Consider the following 21,669-nt stretch of genomic DNA (forward strand, 5'->3'; position numbering starts at 1 on the left):
TTGTTAGCCTAATTGCGCTTTAACTTGTTTGCTGATTTGTGCCATGTCCGCGCGGCCTTGTGCTTGAGGCTTAACAATGGCCATAACCGCACCCATTTGCTGCATCGAGCTGGCGCCTGTTTCTGCGATAGCGGCTTTCACGATCTCAGCCACTTCTTCGTCTGTTAGTTGTGCTGGCAAAAACTCGCTGATAATCTGCATTTCTTCTTGTTCAACTTTGGCTAGATCTTCACGGCCACCATCAAGAAACTGCTGAGTAGAGTCTTTGCGTTGTTTGTTCATTTTATCCAGAACGGCCAATACGCGCGCGTCGTCTAGTTCTATGCGTTCATCGACTTCGATTTTTTTGCATTCAGAAAGGATGGTTCGAATAACGGTGACGCGTTGTTTTTCTTTCGCGCGCATGGCGGTTTTAAGCGTATCGGAAATGTGTTTTTTTAAGTCTGACATGAGGTCCTCTTTACTTTCTAGTAGGCAAGTATATAAGCAAAAAAAACGGCTAGTTTGTTAACTAGCCGTTTTTTATAAGCCTAAATGCAATAAGCGTCTAGGCAAAACATTTGTTTTTTAGCAAATTGCCAAACGGCAGATCGACCTAGTACAAACGTTGGAATTTTTTCTGCTCACGAGAAACTTTCTTAGCGTGACGTTTAACAGCAGCGGCTGCAGCACGTTTGCGAAGAGTTGTTGGTTTTTCGTAGCATTCACGACGACGAACTTCAGCCAAAACACCTGCTTTTTCACAAGATCGTTTGAAGCGACGTAGAGCGATGTCAAATGGTTCGTTATCTTTTACTTTTACAGCTGGCATGTATTTACCTTTAGAATGTTTTTTTAAGTTTAAGTGTTCACAAAAACGGCGTGAATCATACCTGTATTTGACAGGCTTTCAAAGCGCGCTTTTGTTGGACAGAGTGAGATCTACTCGAGATCGATTTTTCTTACCCTGAACAGACTCTTTCGCGTCTGTAATGTATTGATGTCTTTAATAATAAGAGGGGTTTGATATCTCTTCTCTGAATTTATCGAAATAAATAAGAGCCGAGCCAAACTAGAAAAATCACCTGCCTTTTAATTTAAACGTTGAAAACGCGCGTATTGTAAATGTTTTAATCAGTCCTGTCTAATCTGTTTTGTAACCTGCCTCCCTTTGGTCAGATGAGTTACAATACTGGCACATAGAGATTAATGAGATGATGTGAATGAAAGTACTGGGTTTGGAAACATCTTGTGATGAGACGGGCATCGCCATTTATGACACAGAAAATGGCTTATTAGCTCACAAAATATATTCTCAAATTGCTCAGCATGCTGAATACGGTGGTGTCGTGCCGGAATTGGCGTCTCGAGATCATGTCCGTAAAACCTTGCCTTTGATTGATGAAGTATTGCAAGAAGCGAACATGACGAAACAAGAGTTGGATGCGATTGCTTATACGAGTGGTCCAGGGTTGGTTGGCGCCTTAATGGCTGGCGCGACCATCGGGCGTTCTTTGGCTTATTCATTAAACATCCCTGCGTTGGGGGTGCATCATATGGAAGGTCATCTGTTGGCGCCCATGCTTGAAGAAAAGCAGCCAGCCATGCCGTTTATTGCTTTGTTGGTGTCGGGTGGGCATACGCAATTAGTGCGAGTCGATGGCATTGGTCAATATCGCTTGCTCGGTCAATCGTTAGACGACGCGGCAGGTGAAGCGTTTGATAAGGCGGCTAAAATGATTGGTTTGCCTTATCCTGGTGGTCCGCAAATCGCGGCCTTAGCAAAGCAGGGGAACAGCCAAAGTGGGTTGAAATTCCCTCGCCCCATGACAGATCGCCCAGGGTTGGATTTCAGTTTTAGTGGGTTAAAAACCGCCTTTCTAACGGCAGTACACAGCGCCTTAGATGAAGGTCGTTGTGATGAGCAATTTAAAGCAGACGCGGCGCTCGCGTTTGAAACCGCGGTAGTGGATACCTTGGTGATTAAATGTCGTCGAGCGCTTGAGGCAGAAGGTCTTAAACAGTTGATTATTGCTGGCGGTGTGAGCGCCAATCAGCGCTTAAGAGAACAATTAGAATCACAGTTGAAAAAGATTAAGGCGAGTGTGTTTTATGCACGGCCTGAATTTTGTACCGATAATGGCGCCATGATTGCGTACGCAGGCGCACAGCGATTGGTAAAGGGTCAATCTTCGCCCTTGAACCTCTCTATCCGAGCGCGCTGGCCATTGTCTGAATTGCCCCCAGTGAAGGAGAGTGCAGTATGAATGATCTAGTCTTTATTGAAGGTCTTGCCGTTAAAGCTGTGATTGGCGTATACGATTGGGAAAAAGTGATTGAGCAAGACCTGGTCTTTGACCTGGAGATGGAGCACGACAATCGTGAGCCTGCGCAAACTGATGATTTGGCTAAGACGCTGGATTATGAGGCGATTTCCAATTTCATTATAGATTTTTGTGCAGAACGTCGATTTGAGCTTATTGAAACTTTAGCAGAGCACTTGTGCGATGAATTGATTAAAGTCTTTCAAATGAACGCCTTGGTCATGACGTTGCGTAAGCCTGGCGCGGTAAAAGCCGCCAGTGCGGTGGGCGTAAAAATAGCTCGTAGCAAGGTGAGTGCTTACTAATCACCTTGCTCTATGAAGGGGTGGGGAAGCTCGCTTAGGCTGAGAATTCTTGCTTCTTTTAGGGCTTGGCCTAATTCAGCGCCGCTAAAACCTTGCTTCATGAGGCTGGCGGCATTGATGCTGGCGACCTGGTTACGCAGTGCCAGCCAAGTGCTTTGCTGGGTTTGAGTCATTAAAGATAAAACCTCAATCAGACGTTGGTATGGTTGAGGTTTTTTTATGGCGCTCACTTGAGTCAGCCAGTTTTCCCATTGCGTCGCCGACATGGGGATTTGTTGCTGCTCTTTAAATGCTCGGACTTGCTCTGCCAAGCCTTTGAACTGATTTGGGCTCTTTAGCTGTTTGTGCAGTGTGACCAATACGTCTAGTTGAGTATCTTGGCACAGCAATGACCAACGCTGTGCTGGGGTCAGGTTTGCTTGTTTAAATTGTTCTTGGTGTCGTTGGCTGGATTGCCAGACAAAGCCTGGAAACAGTATTTTTAGTGCATCTATGCTTGCTAACACAGCAAAAAAGACAGGTGCATTTGGCGTTAATAAGGCCTTTTCTAACTCTTTCCATACGCGTTCAGGGCTTAGGCTAGAGAGCTCCCCTGAATGGCTGATGGCTTTCATTAGGGTGACGGTCTCTGGCGCAATAGTGAAGCCAAAGTCGGCAAAACGGGCGGCAAAACGGGCGATGCGCAAGACTCGCAGCGGGTCTTCTATAAAAGCGCTGGAAACGTGACGAAACAGGCGATTGTCGAGATCTTGTTGACCGTTGAATGGGTCAATGAGGGTGCCGTTTTCATCTTGAGCAATGGCATTGATGGTGAGGTCGCGTCGCTCTAAATCTTCTTCCAAGCTAATGTCGGGCGAGAAGTCACAAATGAAGCCAGTGTAGCCTTGGCCTTGTTTTTTCTCTTTGCGAGCGAGTGCGTATTCTTCTTTGCTCTTAGGATGAAGGAAAACAGGAAATTGTTTTCCAACTTGTTGATATCCCTTGTTTTCTAGTTGCTCAGGTGTGGCACCAGTCACAACCCAGTCATGGTCTTTTACTTCCAGTCCGAGTAGTTTATCTCGCACCGCGCCACCGACTAAATACACCTGATAATGTGACATAGTGTTGTTTAAGCACCTAACTCACATTGCTCTGGGAACATGGCGCTCCACTGGCTGTATCCACCATTTAATGAATACACTTCATGAAAGCCTTGAGCGGCTAGGTATTCTGCTGCGCCTTTGCTGCTGTTGCCGTGATAGCAGCAAACAATAACGGGGCGGCTTTTGTCGCTGCTCTCAATAAAGCTTTGTACGTTATCATTATGGAGGCTGATCGCATTAACGATATGACTATTTTGATAGCTTGTTGTGTCGCGAATATCGACAATGAGAGCATCGTTTTCGATGATTGGAAGCGCGTCAGAGACGTCAATACAAGAATAAGTCATAGTGATTTCCGGTTCGTTGAACAAGGGGTGCTAAAGCTTTGTTTATCTTCTAAGCGAAGCGCGGTTAAGCTACCTCCCCAGACACAGCCTGTGTCTAAAGCGTGTATTTTGTCTTGGTTGGTTATGCCTTCTAATGCGGCCCAGTGACCAAAGACAATATGGCAGTTTTCAGGCAGTTTTGAAGGGTAAGTAAACCAAGGAGCATAGCCTGCTTGAGCCGTGTTGGGGCCTTCTTTGCTTTTTAGGTCCAGTTTGCTGTGAGGATCACAAAAACGCATGCGCGTTAAATAATTGGTGATGGCGCGTAAGCGATCCATACCTACTAGGCTGTCCTTCCACATTCTGGGTTTATTACCATACATAACTGCAAGGAAATCATCAACATGATTGCCCTTGAGTTGATTTTCCACTTCTTTGGCAAGCTCGAGTGTCTGTGAGAGCGTCCAGCAAGGTGGAACACCTGCGTGGGTCATTATGGTGTTGAGAGATTCATCGTAATGGCAAAGAGGTTGTTGTCTAAGCCATTCAATCAGCTCGTCACGGTCACGGGCGCTGAGTATTTCGAGTAGGGTGTCGCTGCGTTTTAATGTGCTGTGACCATGGGCCACAGCAATCAAATGAAGGTCATGGTTGCCAAGTATGACTTTGGCGTTATCGCCAAGGGATTTAACAAAGCGAAGTGTTTCAAGAGACTCTGGTCCGCGGTTGATCAAATCACCAGCAAACCAAAGTTGATCGTCTTCTTGTCGGTAGTCAATTTGCTTAAGCAATTCTATTAGCGGCGTCAAACAGCCTTGTAAGTCGCCAATGACATAGGTTGCCATAGTAAATCCTTAGTGTACCTGGTTTGGAACGTACAGCGTAAATGGGCGAATTGGGGCGTCGAATTCAGTGCCATCGTCTGCGGTAAAGCGGTAACTACCTTGCATGCTGCCCACCATGGTTTCCATGATAGTGCCACTGGTGTACTGGTAAGATTCACCAGGCGCTAGATAAGGGTATTCTCCGACAACGCCATCACCTTTCACTTCTTGGACCTTTTCGTTGCCATTGGTGATGATCCAGTGTCGTGATTTCAACTTGGCCGGTTCGCTGCCACAGTTGGTAATAGTGATGTGGTAGGCAAACACAAATCGAGACTCTGAGGGCATCGATTGTTGGGCCAAGTATTCAGTCTGCACAGTGACAGCAACGTCGTGCTTTAACATCAACTAGGCTTCCTTGTTATGGATAAAATTAGCAATGCGCACGAACTCTTCCACATCGAGACGTTCTGGACGCAGGCTTGGATCAATCTGTAGTGCTTCAAAATCGTCATTGTCTAACACCCCTTTGTAATTGTTACGTAGGGTTTTTCGTCGCTGATGAAAGCCAATTCTTACGGTGTCTTCAAGGCCTTTGATGTCTTCCACTGGGAAAGGCAGTGTTTTATGAGGCGTCATTCGAACAATGGCAGAATCCACTTTTGGCGCAGGGTCAAAGGACTCAGGTCCGACAATAAACAGAGACTCAACGGAACAGTAATATTGAGCCATAACACTTAATCTACCGTACAGGTTGTCGCCAGGGCGTGCGGCCAGACGATCAACCACTTCTTTTTGAAGCATGAAGTGCATGTCTTCAATCACATTCGCTTGGCTCAGCAAGTGGAAGATCAGCGGGGTTGAAATATTGTAAGGCAGGTTACCAACAACGCGGATATTTTGCTCTGTGGCCAGTGAGCTAAAGTCGAATTTCATCGCGTCCGCTTCATGCACAGTAAGCTCAGGAAAACGGAATAAATTAACCTTTAAAATAGGAATAAGGTCGCGGTCTAATTCAACCACGTCCATGCGTTCTGTGGTGCTGATAATGCCTTCCGTTAGGGCGCCTTTACCAGGGCCGATCTCAACAATTCGCTGGCCTTTTTTGGGGCCGATGCAGGCAACGATACGACGGATCACGCCGTGATCATGTAAAAAGTTTTGGCCGAAGCGTTTTCGTGCTTTATGGGACTGTGGTTTGCTCATTAGGAATGTTTTTTCGCGTTATTGGCCATGTTGATGGCGTGTTGAATGGCGACTTTTAAACTGCCGTCATTGGCGGTGCCAGTACCTGCTAAATCAATGGCTGTGCCATGATCTACGGAGGTTCGAATAATGGGTAAGCCTAACGTAATATTAACGGCATTACCAAACCCTGAATATTTTAACACAGGTAGACCTTGATCGTGATACATGGCGAGTGCGCAATCCGCATGGTCTAAATACTTGGGAGTGAACAAGGTATCGGCAGGCAAGGGGCCAATTAAATCGACGCCTTCGTTTCTTAATCGATCTAGGGTTGGAATGATGACGTCTATTTCTTCCATACCTAGATGCCCATCTTCACCCGCGTGTGGGTTTAAGCCACAGACGAGGATTTTGGGTGACGCTATGCCAAACTTTGTTTTAAGATCATGATTAAGCGCATTAATAACCAAGCTTAGGCTGTCGTCGGTAATGGCTTGAGAAACCTGCTGTAATGGCAAATGGGTAGTAACCAGTGCCACCTTCATTGCGTCAGTGGCTAGCATCATGACGACCTGCTCTGAGTGGCACAGTGCTTGAAAAAACTCAGTGTGCCCAGAGAAATGAACGCCAGTCTCACATAAAATCCCCTTATGAACAGGGGGCGTGACAATGGCGTCAAAGTCGCCATTCAGGCAGCCTTGCCCAGCAATCTCTAATGTTTTTAGCACATAGGGGGCATTGGCGACATTGAGCTGGCCGACTTCACTTGGTGTGGCTAACTCAATGGGGAGTATGCTAATGGTGCCTTTTTGATGTGTAGCTGCTTGATCGGCCGATTGGATGATCTCCCAATTTGGCGCGAGCCCCAGCTGCTTCGCTCTCGCTTGGAGCAGTACTGGGTCAGCCAGAATAACAAGACGCGCAGCAAATGACTCTGTCATTAATGCGCTGAGAATGATGTCTGGACCAATGCCTGCGGGCTCCCCTGAGGTAATCGCAATAATAGGCAGTGGATTGTTCTCGTCTTGTTTAGTCATGTTAGTGGTTTAGTCCTTGATGTCGATAAAAGCATCCGCTTTTAATTCTGCCAGCCAATTGCTTAGTACCACGTCTTTTTTCTGGGCGATTAACGCTTGTTCAGCTTTTGCGCGCTGTACTTTTTCACTGATGTCCGCTTTACGGCGGCCTTCTACTTCAACAATGTGCCAGCCAAATTGAGTTTGGAAGGGTTGGCTAAAGTCGCCAATGGCCGTTTTGTCCATGACTTGCTCGAATTCTGGCACCATGGTTTTAGGAGATACCCAGCCAAGTTCGCCGCCTTGTAGGGTGGAGCCTTGATCTTCGCTGTATTTTCTCGCTAGATCACCAAAGTCCGCGCCTTTCTTAAGTTGCTGGTAGATGTTTTCAGCCAATGCCTTGGTCTGTTTCATGTCTCTGATTTCGTTAGGGCGAACCAAGATGTGACGCGCTTTCGTCTGTTGCTGAATCGTAGTCGAAGGGGAGCGCTTGTCCATTAGCCAAAGTAAGTGAAAACCTGCGTTACTTTGAATCGGACCCACCAGTGAGCCTGGCTGGCTATCACCCAGAGCTCTCACAAACAAAGGGGGGAGTTGGTTAAGAGGGCGCCAGCCTAGGTCACCACCTTCGATGGCAAATTGACCATCTGAGTTGGCAATGGCTTCGTCGATGAAATCGCTCTCGCTGTGGATTTTCTTGGCAATGGCTTCAATTTTTGCCTTGGCTTCGCTTGGTTGGCTTGAACGAATTAATAGGTGTCTTAAATGCACCTCGTCTTTGTCTTTGCTCAAGCTGGTGTCGGAGCTAAGGTAATCGCTGATTTCTTGGTCGCTAATCGTAATGCGTTTTTTGATGATTTCTTTTTTGATGTTGTTGATCAAAATTTCTTTTTCGATCTGATCGCGATAGCGGCTGTAATTGATGCCTTGTTTGGCAAGCACTTGTTTTAAGCCATCTATATCCGTATTCATACGTTGAGCCACGCTCATAATGGCTTTATCAACCGTGCTGCTAGAGGCTTGCATACCAACGCTTACCGCGTAGTTTGCTTCTAGGGTCTCGTCGATCAACTGGTTGAGAATTTGACGGTGGATATTTGCGGACATTTTACCGCCTGGAATACGACTTTTTACCACATTGAAGCGGGCTTGAATGTCGCTGTCTAGGATCGGTTGAGAGTCAACAATAGCGGCAATGCCATCAAGTTTTGTTGGCGCGGCTTGAAGGCTTTGAAAAGGCGCAAGAATGAGCAGCGCGCTTAGTATAAAAGAAAATAATTTCATCATTAGTATCCAACTTTTCCTTCGTTCCAATATTCATCAGCGATGCTAGATGTGCTGTTATCTTTAGCACCAGGACTACTTAAACTACGTAACGTAAATTGTAGGAAGAAGCCGCTTTCAAATTCGCTGTCATCGTTAAGCCAGTGTTGGTAGCTTGCTGATACTTTGACACAGCAATTTTCATAGCCTAGGCCGGCGACTTCTTTTGTACTTCTATTATCAAAGAAGTCATAGGTGTGTTGTAAAAACATCGACCAGTTTTGATTGATTGGGAAAATGGTGCCGATATTACTTTGGTTAGTGTCGTCATCTTCGTCATCGTTATCAATGCTATAAAGATAACTTAAATTGACTTTGACTTCGTCAACTGGTTTCAATTTTACAATAACTTGAGTAAGCGTGGTGTCGCGTCCGCCGAGATCATAGTTGGCATTGGCGGTTAAACTGAAACGATCGCTTCCGGTGTAGGTGACAGACCCAAGTAATGGACTGGTGCTGTCGTCATCGACCGGTGTATCGCTGTCAGTGTCTCCACTAGTGGAGACAAAACGGTCTTTTAGGTATTGAATTTGTCCCAGTTTGAAGGCCCAGCGCTCATTGTTGTTTTCGTCGTATAAACGGCTTTCAACGCCGAGCGTAAACTGTCTTGTGTCACCAATGCGGTCATTACCACTGAAGCGTTCATGACTGAAGGCTTGAGAGTAACTCATTACCGAGGTGCTGGCGTCAAAGTCGACAATGTCTGTTTGGTCTGTGTAAGGCGAGTCTAAAAAGCTAAGTCTCGGCTCAAGGGTTTGACGCCATGTTTTATCACCGTTGGTGATGCTGCGTTCAAACACTGTCTTAGTGTCAAAATACGTTGAGACGTGGTTCAGGCTGGTATCGTAATCAGAATCGTCTGTGTAATCGTGAATAGAGTAATCACGATTCTGTATCAAGACACCCGGACTGAAACTGCCCCAAGCGTTACTGAAACTGAGACTAAGGTCTTGATTTAAGACGGTACGTTGGCCGTCAAAGTCATCTTCATCAGGGTCATAGAAGTCCGTGTATTGCATGTCGACACTGTAATCAAACAACCCTGTGGCATAACGGTATGAAGATGCAACACGAGGTAGCCATTCAAATGGCGCATCCTCATCTGGATCCGGTGTTTGGTAACGTCGTACAGTGGCTTTACTGCTAAAGTTGCCATTGTTAAACGAAAGATAACCGCTTCGCTCGTAGTTGTCTTCTTCACCGATGGAGGTGGTGTTGGCGTCTGGGTATTTGTCTTCGGTTGGGTTGTCTTCTAGTAATAAACCGCTACTAAAGTACTTATTAAATGTTAAGTCTGTTTTGAATTTACGAACGATTTGTTCGCCTTCGTCATTATCCTCAAAGGTCGATTGTTCAAAGGTCGTCTCGTCATAGTCACCTAAATGGCGTAATTCAAGGTCAAACCCAGAACCTTCTTCTTGAATGTAGTTGGGGGTAATGGTGGCGTCGTAGTTTGGCGCAATGTTCCAGTAAAAAGGCGCAGAAACACTGATGCCTTTGCTGCCAGAAACACCAAACGTTGGGAATAAGAAACCGGTTTGACGCGCGTTGTTTAAAGGAAAGCGTAACCAAGGAAAGTAAAAAACAGGCACATCGTGAATTCGGATCTGAACGTTCTCAGCGGTACCAAAACCCTCTTGAGGGTTAAGCTCAATCGCGGTTCCGTACAGCTGCCAGCTTTCTTCTGTTGGTTCACAAGTGGTGTAATACCCTTGATGAATAAAGATTATGCCATTTTTACTGCGCAGTAAGGATTTTGCTGCTCCGCGTTGGCCTGATTCCAAGTTGATAAACTTGGCATCAACAAATTCGGTTGGGGAGTCGGTTGAGTTGGATACATAGCCGCTGGAGCCACGAATCATCTGACCTTTCTGCCTCAAAATAACGTTGCCGTCTGTTTTATAATATTTGTCGGGCACGCCTTCAATATTATCAGCCTGCAGGCTTGACGTTGGCTGAATGATTTCTGCCGCCCCATTGAGGTGGACGACACCATTCTCATCTCGATAAATTAAATCAGCCTTAAGATTAGTGTCTTCAGAGTTAGGGCTTTTCCATTGGTCGATGTACGACCCTTGGCAATATCGGCCAAGTTGTGCCTGTTGCTCTGCAGGTAGGGATTCCCGTGGAACCCAGTCCCATTGGTTTGCATGAGCCGCAGGTAAAATGAAAAGACTTTGAAAAAATAAAGCGTAAATACGTGAATGCTTAACCATGCAGGGTATACTTGTCGCCAAATGATGATTGTCCTAAATTGGACTCTGCCCCTAGTCGGGTCCTTGATAATGACAAATGATAATCTAAGCAGGCCTCTACGGGCTACCGATTCTGGAGAAATATCTTTATGTGGAAGTTGATTGGTGCAATTTTTGGCACCGTCGTGATGGGATTCTGGGGCGGGCTGCTGGGCTTGTTTATCGGCGCAATGCTAGATGGTGCAAAGCGTGGCGACGCTTTTGTTGGTTTACGTGGGCGAACAAATGTTCGTCAACAGCAAGAAACTTTTTTTCGTACACTATTTTTACTAATGGGGCGATTAGCGAAGTCAGACGGCCGTGTGTCCCAAGAAGAGATTCAATTAGCTGAAGCGGTCATGCAGCGATTGCGTTTATCGCCGATGGCGCAAGAGCAGGCCCGTCAGTTATTTAATGAAGGTAAATCTGCTAATTTCGACTTAGTTTCTGTGTTGGGGCAATTCAAAGAGGTCGTGGGTCCTGGTGATCTGACTCGAACTTTGCTGGAAATATTATTGGTCTCTGCTTATGCGGATGGTCATTTTAGTGTCGAAGAAAAATCCTTGGTGTCGCAAGTATGCGCTTACCTTGGTGTTTCCGTTGCTGAGTTTGAAAGCTTGCACATACAGGTGAAGCAGCAGGCGCATTTCAGACAAGGTTACCAATCTTCAGCAAACGCTGCGGATTCGAAAGATTTATTAAAAGCGGCTTATGATGCATTGGGCGTCAGTGCTGATATGAGTGATGGGGATATTAAAAAGGCGTATCGTAAACTGATGAGCCAGCATCACCCAGATAAGCTGAGCGCAAAAGGCTTGCCAGACGAAATGATTGAGCATGCAAAAGAGCGTACTCAAGAAATACAATCTGCTTATGAGATGATTAAAAAATCTCGTAAATAAGCGGCTTGGCTCGTCATAAGGTTAACGATTAAGGGCTTTCATAGAAAAGCCCTTTTTTGTATGCGGGAATAGATTTTAACTGCTCTGTTTGGGCCGTGTTTTGTTTTAGAAATCCGCGCACTCGCTGAAGAACTTGCTGAACATCTTCGACTGGTGCGTTTGCTTCGTCAGTGGCGGTGAGTTGAGTAAATTCACCCGTCTCGCCCTTTCTTTGGTTGGCGGCCTGTTTTCGCCATACTGCAAATCTAAGAGCTTGCGCGGAATCATCAAAGTAATAATCGAGCACGGGTTGTTCTATTACACTTAATTCTTGAGCGAGGTCATAGTCAGTGGTTGGGCTAGGGGTGAGTGTGTCTATGAGGATGAGAGCATCGCCTAAGGTTTTGTTTTGGGCAAGAAAGTGTAGCGCATAAGCAGCGCCCGTTCCGTAACCTATAAAGACGAATTGTTTGTTATTGCCTTTGCTCTTTGCGTCGTCAATGGTGGCTTGGATACGAGCAAAGACCATCTCTTGGTTTGGTAAGGTTATTTTCTTAGAAGCGGGGTCTTGTGTGCCAGTAGCCAGCGGCTTAGTTGGTATTTTGACGGCTTGGGCACGCTTGGTGATGTCTGGTATCTCAATAGAAACGGTGCACCAGCTGTATTTTGGGAGTGCGTTTCTCAGAGGTGATATAACAGAAGGCCAATCAGGGTGCTCATTGTCAGACTGAAGTAAAATGGCACAGCCTTGGGAGTCTCCAGTGAGCGCGCTTCTGTAGAGAGTAAGAAAAGGGCTGCCTTGCGCTTGAAGGATGTTGATCTGATGGGCTAGGTGATTCTGTTTTAAGGTGTCTTCTAAAGCTTGAATGCGTGATTTTTCCGGGTCAGGCACCACCCTTTTGGTCGAGTTTGGCTGAGGTGGGCTGGTGGGCGAGTCTTCTGCAGCCTTGGCAATTGACGACAAAGGGAGTGTCAGCCCTAATAAAATCGTCTGTATAAATCTCTTAGTATTTTTCTTCATTGTTATCAATACTTATTAAGTGTGCCTTGTTAAAATGCCAAAAAGAGTAAGATGTTTTCTATTTTGTCACTGCTGGAGCCAGATATGAATGATTTTATTATCGCCCCTTCTATCCTTGCTGCCGATTTTGCCCGTTTAGGGGAAGAGGTAGATAAGGTATTAGAAGCGGGAGCCGACATGATTCACTTCGACGTGATGGATAACCATTACGTACCTAATCTAACGATAGGGCCTATGGTCTGTAAAGCATTGCGCAAGCATGGCGTGACAGCGGATATTGATGTTCACCTGATGGTGAAGCCTGTTGATCGTATGATCAAAGAGTTTATTGAGGCCGGTGCAACGAGCATTACCTTTCACCCAGAAGCCAGTGAGCACATCGATAGATCTTTGCAAATGATAAAAGATGGCGGTTGTCGCGCAGGTTTGGTTTTTAACCCAGCGACGCCATTGCATCACTTAAAGTACGTGATGGACAAAATCGACATGGTGCTACTGATGTCGGTAAACCCAGGGTTTGGCGGACAATCTTTTATCCCTGGTACATTAGATAAACTTCGCGAAGTCAGAACCATGATTGAAGCCAGTGGCCGTAATATTCGCTTAGAAGTGGACGGTGGCGTGAGTGAAAAGAACATCGCTGAGATTGCTCAAGCAGGTGCGGATACCTTTGTTGCTGGTTCGGCTATCTTTGGTAAAGAAGACTATAAAGCGGTGATTGATATGATGCGCACAGAACTGGCGAGTGTGCGTTAATGAAAACACCACGACATTTTAAGCGGTGGTTTGACGGTTGGCCTGATTTGGTCTGTTTTGACTTAGATGGCACGCTTGTCGATAGTGTGCCGGATATTGCCGCTTCCGTTGATGCCTTCCTGGCTGAGCAAGGGGTGGCGTTGGCAGGTGAAGATCGAGTGCGCGGCTGGGTTGGTTTGGGCTCGGCTAAGCTTATCGAGCAGGCGATGGCATGGGCTGACCTTGATCCGAACAAGCATGAAGAGTGCTACAGTCGGTTTTTGAAGCATTATTTTGAGCACTCGACGGACAAAACAAAGCTGTACTCAAATGTAAAAGAGTTGCTGAAAGCCTTTAAACATCAAGGTGTGCCAGTGGCTTTGGTGACCAATAAACCAGGTATTTTTATCAAACCTATTTTGGATCACTTTGAAATTACTGAGCATTTCGGTTGGTTTTTGGGTGGCGATACATTGGCCGAGAAAAAGCCATCGGCGTTGCCGCTATTGCATTGCAGTGAGGCGATTGAAGCGGAACCTGAGAAGTGTTTAATGATCGGTGACTCTATCACGGATTTTCGTGCGGCGAACAATGCGGGCTTTAAGTGCGCGCTCGTCACATATGGCTACCATCAAGGAGTAGACTTGGCTTCTTTGGGTGCGGATGCGGTGATGGATGACTTAGCAGAGTTGCTGATTTAGACAAGACATACAGAGGATAAAAAGGGTCAAGTCGGTTCGCCGCTTGACCCTTTTTTGTTTTCTATTGGCCTTTCTCAGCGGTGGAAGCGTCACCTTCTGGCGTGTGGTCAAATGGCATATGAGCATGGTTTGCCATATGGACTGTGTGCGTTGGGAAAGCGACTTCAGCGCCATGGGATTCAATAATGGCCATGATTTTAAACAATACGTCTTGTTTGACGTTGTGGAAAATTTTCCAATCAACTGTCTTGGTGAAAGTGTAGATAAAGAAATCCAAAGAAGAGGGGCCAAACTGGTTAAAGTTCACCATGCATGTTTGGCTCATGTCTAAATCATCATGGTTGGCGATCATTTCTTTTACCTCGGCAATAATGTCAGGCAATTTGCTGAAATCATCATAACGAACACCGATGGTTTCGTTAATTCGGCGGTGGCTCATTCGTGATGGGTTTTCGACCGAAATTAAAGAGAAGGTTGAGTTGGGAACATACAAAGGGCGTTTATCAAATGTTCTGATGCGTGTTTGGCGCCAGCCTATGTTTTCCACCGTACCTTCAATGTTTTTGTCTGGCGAGCGAATCCAGTCGCCGACCACAAAAGGTCGGTCTAAATAGACCACTAGGCCACCAAAAAAGTTGGCTAGCAGATCTTTAGCGGCAAAACCAACGGCAATACCGCCGACCCCACCAAAGGCTAACACCCCAGAAATACTGTATCCCAAGGTTTGTAGGATAACGAGCATGGCGGTAATGATAACGGAGACTCTAAGTAGCTTACTGATGGCTCCCGCCGTCGTGTAATCTACTTTAGAGGCTATTTTTTCGGACGTAGTAAGGGTGGTTTCTGCGCCTTTTATAAACCTTAATACAAACCAAGCAAGCAGCGTAATGATACCGACTTCACGGACTGCGCTGATGAGGGAGGCAAATTTCGGGTCTAATTCCGTGCCTGATATTTCCGCGGCAACCGAGAGACCAACGAGCCAAATAAAGACCCCAATTGGTTTTTGAGTGGCTTGGATCAGCACGTTGTCCCAAGGGTTTTTGGTCTTCCCTAGGTGGTGCTCAATGCGGCCTAATACTCGCACAGCAATAAAGTTGACGATAAGGGTGAGTAAAACGACGATAAAAACACGCACTATCCAGTGCATATTGGAGTCGCCTAACCCTAAGTATGTTTGTGCTGTTTCCCAAGTCATTGTCTGTCTTGTCCTGTTTTGTTTAGTGCTAAAAAATGCATCGTAATCTGGTTAAAGAAGAAAGAGTGTGCCCAACCCTAAGAAAGCGACAAAGCCTGCGATGTCTGTCACCGTGGTTAAAATGACGGAGCCAGAAAGCGCGGGGTCGATTTTGAGTTTGTCTAAAACAACAGGGATGATGACACCAGAAAAAGCGGCCATAATAATATTGACGATAATGGCCATGCCGATAACAGCCCCCAACATAGGGTTTTCAAACCACCAAAGTGTGACCACTCCAATGACGATGGCCCAGAGAATGCCGTTTAATATGCCGACTTTTAGTTCTTTTGAAAGCAAAGATTTTAAGTTGCTGCGGGTGATTTGCCCTAGCGCTAAGCCTCGTACGATCAATGTGAGTGTTTGGCTACCGGCGATGCCTCCCATTGACGCAACAATAGGCATCAATACCGCAAGAGCGACCACTTGCTGGAGGGTCGCTTCAAAGAGACCAATAAAAGAAGACGCTAAAAAAGCCGTTAAAAGGTTGATGCCAAGCCAAATTCCTCGCGTCGCCGCGCTGCGTTTTACCGGGGCAAATAGGTCCGACTCTTCGTTTAAACCTGCTGTCGTCATTTGCTGTGTTTCATAGGCAAGTCGCAGGCTTTCCAGTGCGAGTCCAGTATGGAAGCGACCTAATAATATGTGATTTTCATCCACCACGGGTAAGGCAGAAAGCTCTGCCCTTTCGAGTTGCTCAGCGGCTTTTGTCAGCTCGGTTGTTGCCAAAATAAAGGGGCAGTCATCGTCTACTAAACTGGATATCGCTTCGTGCCCTTGGGCTTTGAATAGGGCGTCAAACTTCACGCAACCAACCCAGCGTCCGGTGCGATTAACCAAGTAAATCATGTCGGTGTAATTGGGGGTGCTCTTTTTAAGTAAGCGCAATGCTTCTGATGAGCGAATGCTTTGCGAGGTGATGAGCAACTCATGATCCATCCAGCGGCCAACAAGGTCATCATCATAGACAATCCCTTTTTGGTAGTATTCTCTCTGTTTATGGTCCATTTGGTTGAGTGCGAGATCTACCATTTTGTCAGGTAGGGAATCCGCAATCTCGAGCAAATCTTCAGCGTCAACATCTGCAAATAAGGCTTCAATGTCAGATTCATCAAGCTCTTTTAACAGCAGACGTCGAGATTCACCTCGCATTTCAACCAAAATATCGAGGCGATTCGCTTGTTTTATGTTCTGCCACGCTCTCGTTCTTTGTGCGAGCGGAATGGACTCTAATGCCAGCGCCACATCGTCTGGTGTTAATTCGGCTATGGCTTTGCCGATGGACTCATAGGAGTACTCATCTTGAATTAGTGCTTCAATAAGGTCTGCAACTTGGTTGTGCACAGCATGTCCTTTATAACCAAAAAAGAGAGGAAGTAGCGATGGAGCGTTAGTGTGAAGTATAACGGTGATTGTTTCAAACAAGAGACGATTGTTAAGTACTTTTTGACGAAAAAATTGAATAAGGCTTAGCTTTCTTGATATTTTGTTGTGTTTTTATTTAGAGAGCGAGGCAATCGCTCCAACGTCAGAGAAAGGTGTTAGTGTTCGTGAGGCAAATCCTTTAAAATCGAGCTCTAACGAATGTTATGCTTCCCTGCGGTGAGGCGAAAAGACGCGCCAGCTAGATGAAACCATAACCGTGTATTTTAATGCCTTATATGAATTTAAAGAGTTAGTACAAACATGCTGTTAATGATCGATAATTACGACTCTTTTACTTACAACCTAGTGCAGTATTTTCGTGAATTAGGCGCTGAAGTTTGTGTTTACCGAAACGATGAAATTAGCCTAGAAGAAATTGCACAGCTTGCGCCTTCTCATTTGGTTATTTCGCCGGGCCCTTGTACGCCAAATGAAGCCGGTATTTCGATGGACGCGATTCGTGAATTTGCCGGTAAAATTCCTATTTTAGGCATTTGCTTAGGCCATCAAAGTATTGGGCAAGTCTTTGGTGGGGATGTGATTCGTGCTAAAAATGTCATGCATGGGAAAACCTCGCTTATTTATCACCATGGCACGTCTGTATTTCAAGGCTTACCGAATCCGCAAAGAGCAACGCGTTATCATTCTCTGATTGTTGATGAAACCAGTTTACCGGACTGCTTTGAGGTGACGGCTTGGACACAGGACCAAGACGGTAATCGAGACGAAATTATGGGGATGCGACATAAGTCCCTACCTGTAGAAGGGGTGCAATTTCACCCAGAATCTATTTTGACTGAGGCGGGACACGCCTTGTTAGCAAATTTTTTGACGCGATAGGAGAAACGGGTGGATATCCAAAAAGCAATCTCAGCGGTAGCGAGTCATCAGGATTTGACCAGTGATCAAATGCGTCTTGTTATGACCGATATAATGACAGGAAAAGCCACACCCGCTCAAATTGGCGGATTCTTAATCGGTTTACGAATGAAAGGCGAAACCGTCGCCGAAATTACAGCCGCCGCAGAGGTAATGCGCGAATTGTCTATGAAGGTTGATTTGCCATTAGACAATTTGGTCGATACCTGTGGTACCGGGGGCGATGGCGGTAACTTATTTAATGTGTCTACGGCGTCGGCGTTTGTGGTGGCTGCTGCTGGTGGCAAGGTTGCTAAGCATGGCGGGCGTTCTGTTTCCTCCAAATCGGGCAGTGCCGATGTATTGGAAGAGGCGGGAATCTACCTTGATTTAAGCGCGGAGCAAGTCTGTCGTTGTGTTGAAGAAATTGGTTTGGGTTTTATGTTCGCGCCAAATCATCACTCTGCAATGAAGTACGCAGTAGGCCCTCGTAAAGAAATGGCCACACGAACGATTTTTAACTTATTAGGGCCGCTGACTAATCCGGCTGGTACTAAGAATCAGGTGATGGGTGTTTTCGCGAAAGAGTGGGTTCGTCCCATTGCCGAAGTGCTTAAGGCATTAGGCAGTGAGCATGTGATGGTGGTTCATTCTCAAGATGGCTTGGACGAAATTAGCATTGGCGCACCGACGTATGTCGCCGAGTTGAAAAACGGTGAGATCTCAGAATATACGGTTGCACCGGAAGACTTTGGGATTCCGACCCAATCTCTTGAAAGCTTGCAAGCCACAGATTCAAGTAACAGCTTGGTGCTGGTGAAAACGGCATTAGAAGGCAAGGGTATTGAGAATCCGGCGCGCGATATTGTGGCGTTAAATGCTGGTGCAGCTATCTATGTTTGTGGTGTCGCTGACACGCTAAAGCAAGGCGTAGAAATGGCGGAAGACATGATTGGTAGTGGGCTGGCGAAAGTGAAGCTTTCTGAGTTGGCTAGTTTTACCCGTTATTATAAAAACGCTGAGTAAGTAAAGCGAAGGATGTTGTTATGCAAGTAGAAATTCCAACCATTTTAAGAAAAATTGTCGCGCGTAAGTTTGAAGAAATAGAGGCGCGTAAAGCCCAAACCTCTTATGCGAATTTGGAAGTGGCCGCTTCTGTCGCCAATGTTCATAATGCGACAAGAGGCTTTGCTCAGGCGCTGCGTAACAAGGTGGCAGCGGGTAACGCTGGGGTAATCGCAGAAGTAAAGAAAGCATCCCCTAGTAAAGGCGTTTTGCGAGAAAATTTTTCGCCAGCACAAATTGCTCGCTCTTATGAGCAGTATGGCGCTGCGTGTTTGTCTGTACTAACCGATCACGATTTTTTCATGGGCCATGAGGATTATCTGGTCGAGGCGCGTAATGCCTGCAAGTTGCCAGTGATTCGCAAAGATTTCATGGTCGATGAATACCAAATAATGGAATCTCGTGCGATTGGAGCGGATTGCATTCTTCTGATTGCGGCCTGTTTAGATGGTGCTCAACTGAAAGCGTTTGATTCCTTGGCGCGAGAGTTGGGGATGGATGTTTTGGTTGAGGTTCACAATCAGGCAGAATTGGAGCTTGCATTGGAGTATACCGAGACAGAATTGTTAGGCATTAACAATAGAGACTTGCATACCTTTGAATTAAGCCTAGATCATACTTTTGAGTTGATGAAAGGCGTTCCTGAAAATCGTCTAATTGTGACGGAAAGTGGTATTCATTCACGCGATGATGTGGCGCTAATGCGTCAAAACAATATACATGCCTTTTTGGTTGGTGAAGCCTTTATGAAAGCGCAAAATCCAGGTGAAAAATTGGCAGAGCTTTTTGATTAAGATTGTAAAGAAGGTTAGACGATGAAAACCGAAGTAACATGGCAAGAAGATGTGCATTTTACCGCACAAACAGGCTCAGGCTTTAGTATTGAAATAGATGGTAATCAACAAGCAGGCGCTCGCCCAATGGAGCTCTTATTGGCCGGCTTAGGTGGTTGCACCTCTTATGATGTGGTGAATATTCTTAAAAAATCTCGTCAAGATGTGGTCTCTTGTGTGGCTAAGATTGACGCGGATCGTGCGGATACCGTTCCGTCCGTTTTTACTGAAATACGCGTTCATTTTGTAGTGGCTGGGCGTAACCTCAAGGACAAGGTGGTAGAGCGCGCCGTTAAGCTATCGGCTGAAGAATATTGTTCTGCGTCTTTGATGCTTGAAAAAGGCGGTGTGAAGATTGTTCATAGCTTTGAGGTGATAGAAGCAGAATAACAGCACTTTCTGTGCGTTTAAAAAGAGCGGTAACGCTCTTTTTTTGTGTCTGGTGTCCCCTGCGAGATTCGAACTCACGTCTAAGACTTAGGAGGTCCTTGTTCTATCCGGCTGAACTAAGGGGACATTATCTTTCGATCTGAGATTTATACCTGATTTTGCACGCTAACTCAAATTCTGAAGCGGGAAATAATTGATTTGTATGAGTATTTTAGGCTCTTCCTAGCGTGTGTTTGCTACTAATTGGGCGGGTGGCGCCTCTGGAAGTGTAGACTTTACTTTTGTCATTATGACCTTGCAGTAACTCAAAAAGGTGTTTGTTGCGCTTTTGCAAGGTGCTAAGAATGCGAGCATTACTTTGGTTCTTTGTTTTGCAGATTGTGAGCAGGGCTTCGCAGTCTTCCATAAGTTGGCGGGTTTCATCCATTGAGCTGTCTTGCTCAGAAAGCCATACTTTGAAATCTTCTTCGGACGGTTTCTTGCGGTCAAGGATATTGAACTTAATGAGTAGATTGACTCTGCGCTCATTTAGCAAGTTCATTTCATCAAGGAGGGTGCTTTTTTCGGTGGCGATACTGACAATGGCTTCGCTGTTTAACTCACCAAATGCGACTCGTTCGCTATCAAGCAGAGAGGATAGCTGTTGCAGTATTTCTTTGCTTCTTAGAAAAACAGGAACGATGGGCAGCATAAGGCAAACCAATTAAGACTGTATTAGTAACAGTCTAGAATAATGAATCCATAGAAGCCATGTTGCTGGCAAGTTTTTGCGAGTCGATTTTGTAGTTTCCAGATGCAATGGCTTGTTTGATTTGATCTACTTTTTGCTGATCAATGTCAGAAAGGCCATTAATTTTGGATTCTTGATTTTGCAGTGTTTGAGCGGCGCCACTGAGCTTGACGGTATCTTCGGCCATAATGCCACCGCTGCTCGACGTGTTGGCGTCAACAGAAGCTTTCGATGTAGTGGAATCTTCTACAGGTGTACGGTTGTTTTTAGCAACGTTGCCCTGATTTGATATCCCTGTAAAATTTATTGCCATTGGGTTATTACCGCCTCGAATGATTTGCCTACTAGCTTTAACGGCTTTGAGTTGGAAAACTTTAGTAGAAAAAGCCGATATTTATACATCGCAATGAAACACTGCTTAGTAGTTTACAAGAACCTCACTGTCGGTTACAACTTTCGCGTATATAATTCGCCCCGAACTGGTGTTTTGTACGCGAATTTGTTGACCTTTAATGCCATTCTCTAGTGCTTTGCCATTCATTTTCACGACGATATTGCCGGTTCTTGCTGTAATTAAGATGCGCTCGCCTTTTTTGATCAGCGTCGGCTGTTTCGTGACGTTGTCGGTGATGAACGCATTAATGCGTAAGTTGCGAGAAGCAATTAATCCGTAAGGTGGGTGACTTTTAGTAAAAACTTGCCCTCTAAGACTTGTGATATCAACTTGGCCAATGTCTGTGTTTTGCTGGTTAATGGTCTGCCCGCGGTTGATCGGTGAGGTCGCTTTGATGGCAGAAATTAAAATGGTTTGGGTGACCGGCACAAAGGACTTCCATTCAGGCGATGTGCAGGATATCGCGTAGGTAGTGCGTTTTGACGCGTTAGGGCGTTGGTTTTCTATTGTTATCTTGGTGTCTTGGCAATCTGGCAAGTAGCTCAGAGCGGCTTGATTATTGAGATCAATTTTAATGTCGGCATCGGGGTACACGCTTGCCAGTCTTGGAATCTCAACAAGATTAATATAGTTGTGAATTTGCTCGGTTACCGATAAAGCGAAGCTATAACTGGCTTGGAGGCAAGCAAAGGCTATTATTAGCCTTACTGACGACATAATTAACTCTCTTTGTTATTGTTAAGTTATTAGTAAAATAGGGATAATCCCTCTATTATGGCTTTATATTTTAATATTAAT

Annotated in this window: 25 protein-coding genes and 1 tRNA gene; 9 read left to right on the plus strand and 17 right to left on the minus strand. The window is 45.6% G+C overall.

Features of this window, described 5'->3' with window-relative positions:
• Positions 1-3: 3 nt before the first annotated feature.
• Positions 4-450: a GatB/YqeY domain-containing protein gene (locus ACIGBN_RS01325; protein ID WP_396663225.1), complete on the minus strand. Its 447-nt coding sequence runs from the start codon at positions 448-450 to the stop codon at positions 4-6.
• A 145-nt stretch (positions 451-595) separates the two neighbouring features.
• Positions 596-811, minus strand: coding sequence for a 30S ribosomal protein S21 (rpsU, locus tag ACIGBN_RS01330; protein WP_009835737.1), 216 nt, complete (start codon positions 809-811; stop codon positions 596-598).
• 391 nt (positions 812-1,202) lie between these two features.
• Here rpsU and tsaD point away from each other — a divergent pair, with 391 nt between their 5' ends.
• Entirely contained in the window at positions 1,203-2,246 is a 1,044-nt protein-coding gene (gene tsaD / locus ACIGBN_RS01335; RefSeq protein WP_133001835.1) for a tRNA (adenosine(37)-N6)-threonylcarbamoyltransferase complex transferase subunit TsaD, read from the plus strand.
• Positions 2,243-2,608 carry a dihydroneopterin aldolase gene (gene folB / locus ACIGBN_RS01340; protein ID WP_133001834.1) on the plus strand — a complete coding sequence of 122 codons (366 nt, stop codon included), beginning with the start codon at positions 2,243-2,245 and terminating at the stop codon, positions 2,606-2,608. The genes tsaD and folB overlap by 4 nt, the downstream gene beginning before the upstream one ends.
• On the opposite strand, the gene ACIGBN_RS01345 is transcribed toward folB, so the two are convergent.
• From ACIGBN_RS01345 to ACIGBN_RS01380, 8 genes are read right to left on the minus strand one after another with little or no spacing between them, the layout of a single operon-like run.
• On the minus strand, positions 2,605-3,708 hold the full coding sequence (locus ACIGBN_RS01345) for a tRNA nucleotidyltransferase (protein ID WP_396663229.1): 1,104 nt from the start codon (positions 3,706-3,708) through the stop codon (positions 2,605-2,607). The two genes, folB and ACIGBN_RS01345, sit on opposite strands and share 4 nt — an antisense overlap.
• 8 nt (positions 3,709-3,716) lie before the next feature.
• Positions 3,717-4,037 carry a thiosulfate sulfurtransferase GlpE gene (gene glpE / locus ACIGBN_RS01350; RefSeq protein ID WP_133001832.1) on the minus strand — a complete coding sequence of 107 codons (321 nt, stop codon included), beginning with the start codon at positions 4,035-4,037 and terminating at the stop codon, positions 3,717-3,719.
• A complete protein-coding gene (locus ACIGBN_RS01355; RefSeq protein ID WP_133001831.1) occupies positions 4,034-4,861 on the minus strand; it encodes a symmetrical bis(5'-nucleosyl)-tetraphosphatase in 828 nt (275 codons plus the stop codon). Before ACIGBN_RS01355 ends, glpE begins: the two co-directional genes overlap by 4 nt.
• A gap of 9 nt (positions 4,862-4,870) precedes the next feature.
• Positions 4,871-5,245: a Co2+/Mg2+ efflux protein ApaG gene (gene apaG / locus ACIGBN_RS01360; protein WP_133001830.1), complete on the minus strand. Its 375-nt coding sequence runs from the start codon at positions 5,243-5,245 to the stop codon at positions 4,871-4,873.
• 3 nt (positions 5,246-5,248) lie between these two features.
• A complete protein-coding gene (gene rsmA, locus ACIGBN_RS01365; protein WP_133001829.1) occupies positions 5,249-6,046 on the minus strand; it encodes a 16S rRNA (adenine(1518)-N(6)/adenine(1519)-N(6))-dimethyltransferase RsmA in 798 nt (265 codons plus the stop codon).
• Positions 6,046-7,065 carry a 4-hydroxythreonine-4-phosphate dehydrogenase PdxA gene (gene pdxA / locus ACIGBN_RS01370; protein ID WP_396663232.1) on the minus strand — a complete coding sequence of 340 codons (1,020 nt, stop codon included), beginning with the start codon at positions 7,063-7,065 and terminating at the stop codon, positions 6,046-6,048. The genes rsmA and pdxA overlap by 1 nt, the downstream gene beginning before the upstream one ends.
• A gap of 9 nt (positions 7,066-7,074) precedes the next feature.
• On the minus strand, positions 7,075-8,331 hold the full coding sequence (locus ACIGBN_RS01375) for a peptidylprolyl isomerase (protein WP_396663234.1): 1,257 nt from the start codon (positions 8,329-8,331) through the stop codon (positions 7,075-7,077).
• Positions 8,331-10,583 carry an LPS-assembly protein LptD gene (locus tag ACIGBN_RS01380; RefSeq protein ID WP_133001826.1) on the minus strand — a complete coding sequence of 751 codons (2,253 nt, stop codon included), beginning with the start codon at positions 10,581-10,583 and terminating at the stop codon, positions 8,331-8,333. The genes ACIGBN_RS01375 and ACIGBN_RS01380 overlap by 1 nt, the downstream gene beginning before the upstream one ends.
• 128 nt (positions 10,584-10,711) lie before the next feature.
• Here ACIGBN_RS01380 and djlA point away from each other — a divergent pair, with 128 nt between their 5' ends.
• A complete protein-coding gene (gene djlA, locus ACIGBN_RS01385) occupies positions 10,712-11,503 on the plus strand; it encodes a co-chaperone DjlA (protein ID WP_133001825.1) in 792 nt (263 codons plus the stop codon).
• Positions 11,504-11,531: 28 nt separating this feature from the next.
• Here djlA and ACIGBN_RS01390 read toward each other — a convergent pair whose 3' ends face one another.
• On the minus strand, positions 11,532-12,503 hold the full coding sequence (locus ACIGBN_RS01390) for a DUF3530 family protein (RefSeq protein WP_396663237.1): 972 nt from the start codon (positions 12,501-12,503) through the stop codon (positions 11,532-11,534).
• 84 nt (positions 12,504-12,587) lie between these two features.
• Between ACIGBN_RS01390 and rpe the strand changes: the two genes are divergently transcribed.
• Together rpe and ACIGBN_RS01400 are read left to right on the plus strand one after the other, a co-directional pair.
• Positions 12,588-13,259: a ribulose-phosphate 3-epimerase gene (gene rpe, locus ACIGBN_RS01395; RefSeq protein WP_133001823.1), complete on the plus strand. Its 672-nt coding sequence runs from the start codon at positions 12,588-12,590 to the stop codon at positions 13,257-13,259.
• Positions 13,259-13,939 carry a phosphoglycolate phosphatase gene (locus tag ACIGBN_RS01400; RefSeq protein ID WP_396663239.1) on the plus strand — a complete coding sequence of 227 codons (681 nt, stop codon included), beginning with the start codon at positions 13,259-13,261 and terminating at the stop codon, positions 13,937-13,939. The genes rpe and ACIGBN_RS01400 overlap by 1 nt, the downstream gene beginning before the upstream one ends.
• Positions 13,940-14,000: 61 nt before the next feature.
• Here ACIGBN_RS01400 and ACIGBN_RS01405 read toward each other — a convergent pair whose 3' ends face one another.
• Complete coding sequence (locus ACIGBN_RS01405) at positions 14,001-15,137, minus strand: mechanosensitive ion channel family protein (RefSeq protein ID WP_133001821.1); 1,137 nt, start codon at positions 15,135-15,137, stop codon at positions 14,001-14,003.
• Positions 15,138-15,188: 51 nt separating this feature from the next.
• A complete protein-coding gene (locus ACIGBN_RS01410) occupies positions 15,189-16,520 on the minus strand; it encodes a magnesium transporter (RefSeq protein WP_133001820.1) in 1,332 nt (443 codons plus the stop codon).
• 342 nt (positions 16,521-16,862) lie between these two features.
• On the opposite strand from ACIGBN_RS01410, the gene ACIGBN_RS01415 reads away from it, so the two are divergent.
• The 4 genes from ACIGBN_RS01415 to ACIGBN_RS01430 are packed head-to-tail and all read left to right on the plus strand — an operon-like array spanning position 16,863 to position 19,747.
• Positions 16,863-17,441: an aminodeoxychorismate/anthranilate synthase component II gene (locus tag ACIGBN_RS01415; RefSeq protein ID WP_133001819.1), complete on the plus strand. Its 579-nt coding sequence runs from the start codon at positions 16,863-16,865 to the stop codon at positions 17,439-17,441.
• Positions 17,442-17,450: 9 nt separating this feature from the next.
• The gene (gene trpD, locus ACIGBN_RS01420) at positions 17,451-18,485 is read left to right on the plus strand and encodes an anthranilate phosphoribosyltransferase (RefSeq protein ID WP_396663242.1); all 1,035 of its coding nucleotides are present in this window, start codon (positions 17,451-17,453) and stop codon (positions 18,483-18,485) included.
• Positions 18,486-18,505: 20 nt separating this feature from the next.
• Complete coding sequence (trpC, locus tag ACIGBN_RS01425; protein ID WP_396663244.1) at positions 18,506-19,318, plus strand: indole-3-glycerol phosphate synthase TrpC; 813 nt, start codon at positions 18,506-18,508, stop codon at positions 19,316-19,318.
• Between the two features lie 21 nt (positions 19,319-19,339).
• Positions 19,340-19,747, plus strand: coding sequence for an OsmC family protein (locus tag ACIGBN_RS01430; RefSeq protein WP_396663246.1), 408 nt, complete (start codon positions 19,340-19,342; stop codon positions 19,745-19,747).
• Positions 19,748-19,797: 50 nt separating this feature from the next.
• On the opposite strand, the gene ACIGBN_RS01435 is transcribed toward ACIGBN_RS01430, so the two are convergent.
• The 4 genes from ACIGBN_RS01435 to flgA all read right to left on the minus strand — a co-directional run bounded on the left by ACIGBN_RS01435 (position 19,798) and on the right by flgA (position 21,588).
• Positions 19,798-19,873 (minus strand) — tRNA-Arg (locus ACIGBN_RS01435).
• An 85-nt stretch (positions 19,874-19,958) separates the two neighbouring features.
• Positions 19,959-20,438 carry a flagella synthesis protein FlgN gene (locus ACIGBN_RS01440; protein ID WP_396663248.1) on the minus strand — a complete coding sequence of 160 codons (480 nt, stop codon included), beginning with the start codon at positions 20,436-20,438 and terminating at the stop codon, positions 19,959-19,961.
• 34 nt (positions 20,439-20,472) lie between these two features.
• Positions 20,473-20,790, minus strand: coding sequence for a flagellar biosynthesis anti-sigma factor FlgM (gene flgM / locus ACIGBN_RS01445; RefSeq protein WP_133001814.1), 318 nt, complete (start codon positions 20,788-20,790; stop codon positions 20,473-20,475).
• Between the two features lie 105 nt (positions 20,791-20,895).
• Positions 20,896-21,588, minus strand: coding sequence for a flagellar basal body P-ring formation chaperone FlgA (gene flgA, locus ACIGBN_RS01450; protein WP_133001813.1), 693 nt, complete (start codon positions 21,586-21,588; stop codon positions 20,896-20,898).
• Positions 21,589-21,669: the final 81 nt, after the last annotated feature.

The sequence above is a fragment of the Marinomonas sp. NPDC078689 genome (genome assembly GCF_044542435.1).
GTDB classification, from domain to species: domain Bacteria; phylum Pseudomonadota; class Gammaproteobacteria; order Pseudomonadales; family Marinomonadaceae; genus Marinomonas; species Marinomonas arenicola.

Coding starts and splice junctions, on each gene's coding strand:
- ACIGBN_RS01355 (WP_133001831.1), bottom strand. CDS start 4,861: ATGGCAACCTATGTCATTGGCGACTTACAAGGCTGTTTGACGCCGCTA.
- rpsU (WP_009835737.1), bottom strand. CDS start 811: ATGCCAGCTGTAAAAGTAAAAGATAACGAACCATTTGACATCGCTCTA.
- pdxA (WP_396663232.1), bottom strand. CDS start 7,065: ATGACTAAACAAGACGAGAACAATCCACTGCCTATTATTGCGATTACC.
- ACIGBN_RS01400 (WP_396663239.1), top strand. CDS start 13,259: ATGAAAACACCACGACATTTTAAGCGGTGGTTTGACGGTTGGCCTGAT.
- flgA (WP_133001813.1), bottom strand. CDS start 21,588: ATGTCGTCAGTAAGGCTAATAATAGCCTTTGCTTGCCTCCAAGCCAGT.
- ACIGBN_RS01405 (WP_133001821.1), bottom strand. CDS start 15,137: ATGACTTGGGAAACAGCACAAACATACTTAGGGTTAGGCGACTCCAAT.
- ACIGBN_RS01440 (WP_396663248.1), bottom strand. CDS start 20,438: ATGCTGCCCATCGTTCCTGTTTTTCTAAGAAGCAAAGAAATACTGCAA.
- ACIGBN_RS01380 (WP_133001826.1), bottom strand. CDS start 10,583: ATGGTTAAGCATTCACGTATTTACGCTTTATTTTTTCAAAGTCTTTTC.
- djlA (WP_133001825.1), top strand. CDS start 10,712: ATGTGGAAGTTGATTGGTGCAATTTTTGGCACCGTCGTGATGGGATTC.
- ACIGBN_RS01430 (WP_396663246.1), top strand. CDS start 19,340: ATGAAAACCGAAGTAACATGGCAAGAAGATGTGCATTTTACCGCACAA.
- apaG (WP_133001830.1), bottom strand. CDS start 5,245: ATGTTAAAGCACGACGTTGCTGTCACTGTGCAGACTGAATACTTGGCC.
- ACIGBN_RS01375 (WP_396663234.1), bottom strand. CDS start 8,331: ATGATGAAATTATTTTCTTTTATACTAAGCGCGCTGCTCATTCTTGCG.
- ACIGBN_RS01345 (WP_396663229.1), bottom strand. CDS start 3,708: ATGTCACATTATCAGGTGTATTTAGTCGGTGGCGCGGTGCGAGATAAA.
- tsaD (WP_133001835.1), top strand. CDS start 1,203: ATGAAAGTACTGGGTTTGGAAACATCTTGTGATGAGACGGGCATCGCC.
- glpE (WP_133001832.1), bottom strand. CDS start 4,037: ATGACTTATTCTTGTATTGACGTCTCTGACGCGCTTCCAATCATCGAA.
- folB (WP_133001834.1), top strand. CDS start 2,243: ATGAATGATCTAGTCTTTATTGAAGGTCTTGCCGTTAAAGCTGTGATT.
- ACIGBN_RS01390 (WP_396663237.1), bottom strand. CDS start 12,503: ATGAAGAAAAATACTAAGAGATTTATACAGACGATTTTATTAGGGCTG.
- rsmA (WP_133001829.1), bottom strand. CDS start 6,046: ATGAGCAAACCACAGTCCCATAAAGCACGAAAACGCTTCGGCCAAAAC.
- ACIGBN_RS01325 (WP_396663225.1), bottom strand. CDS start 450: ATGTCAGACTTAAAAAAACACATTTCCGATACGCTTAAAACCGCCATG.
- rpe (WP_133001823.1), top strand. CDS start 12,588: ATGAATGATTTTATTATCGCCCCTTCTATCCTTGCTGCCGATTTTGCC.
- flgM (WP_133001814.1), bottom strand. CDS start 20,790: ATGGCAATAAATTTTACAGGGATATCAAATCAGGGCAACGTTGCTAAA.
- trpC (WP_396663244.1), top strand. CDS start 18,506: ATGCAAGTAGAAATTCCAACCATTTTAAGAAAAATTGTCGCGCGTAAG.
- ACIGBN_RS01415 (WP_133001819.1), top strand. CDS start 16,863: ATGCTGTTAATGATCGATAATTACGACTCTTTTACTTACAACCTAGTG.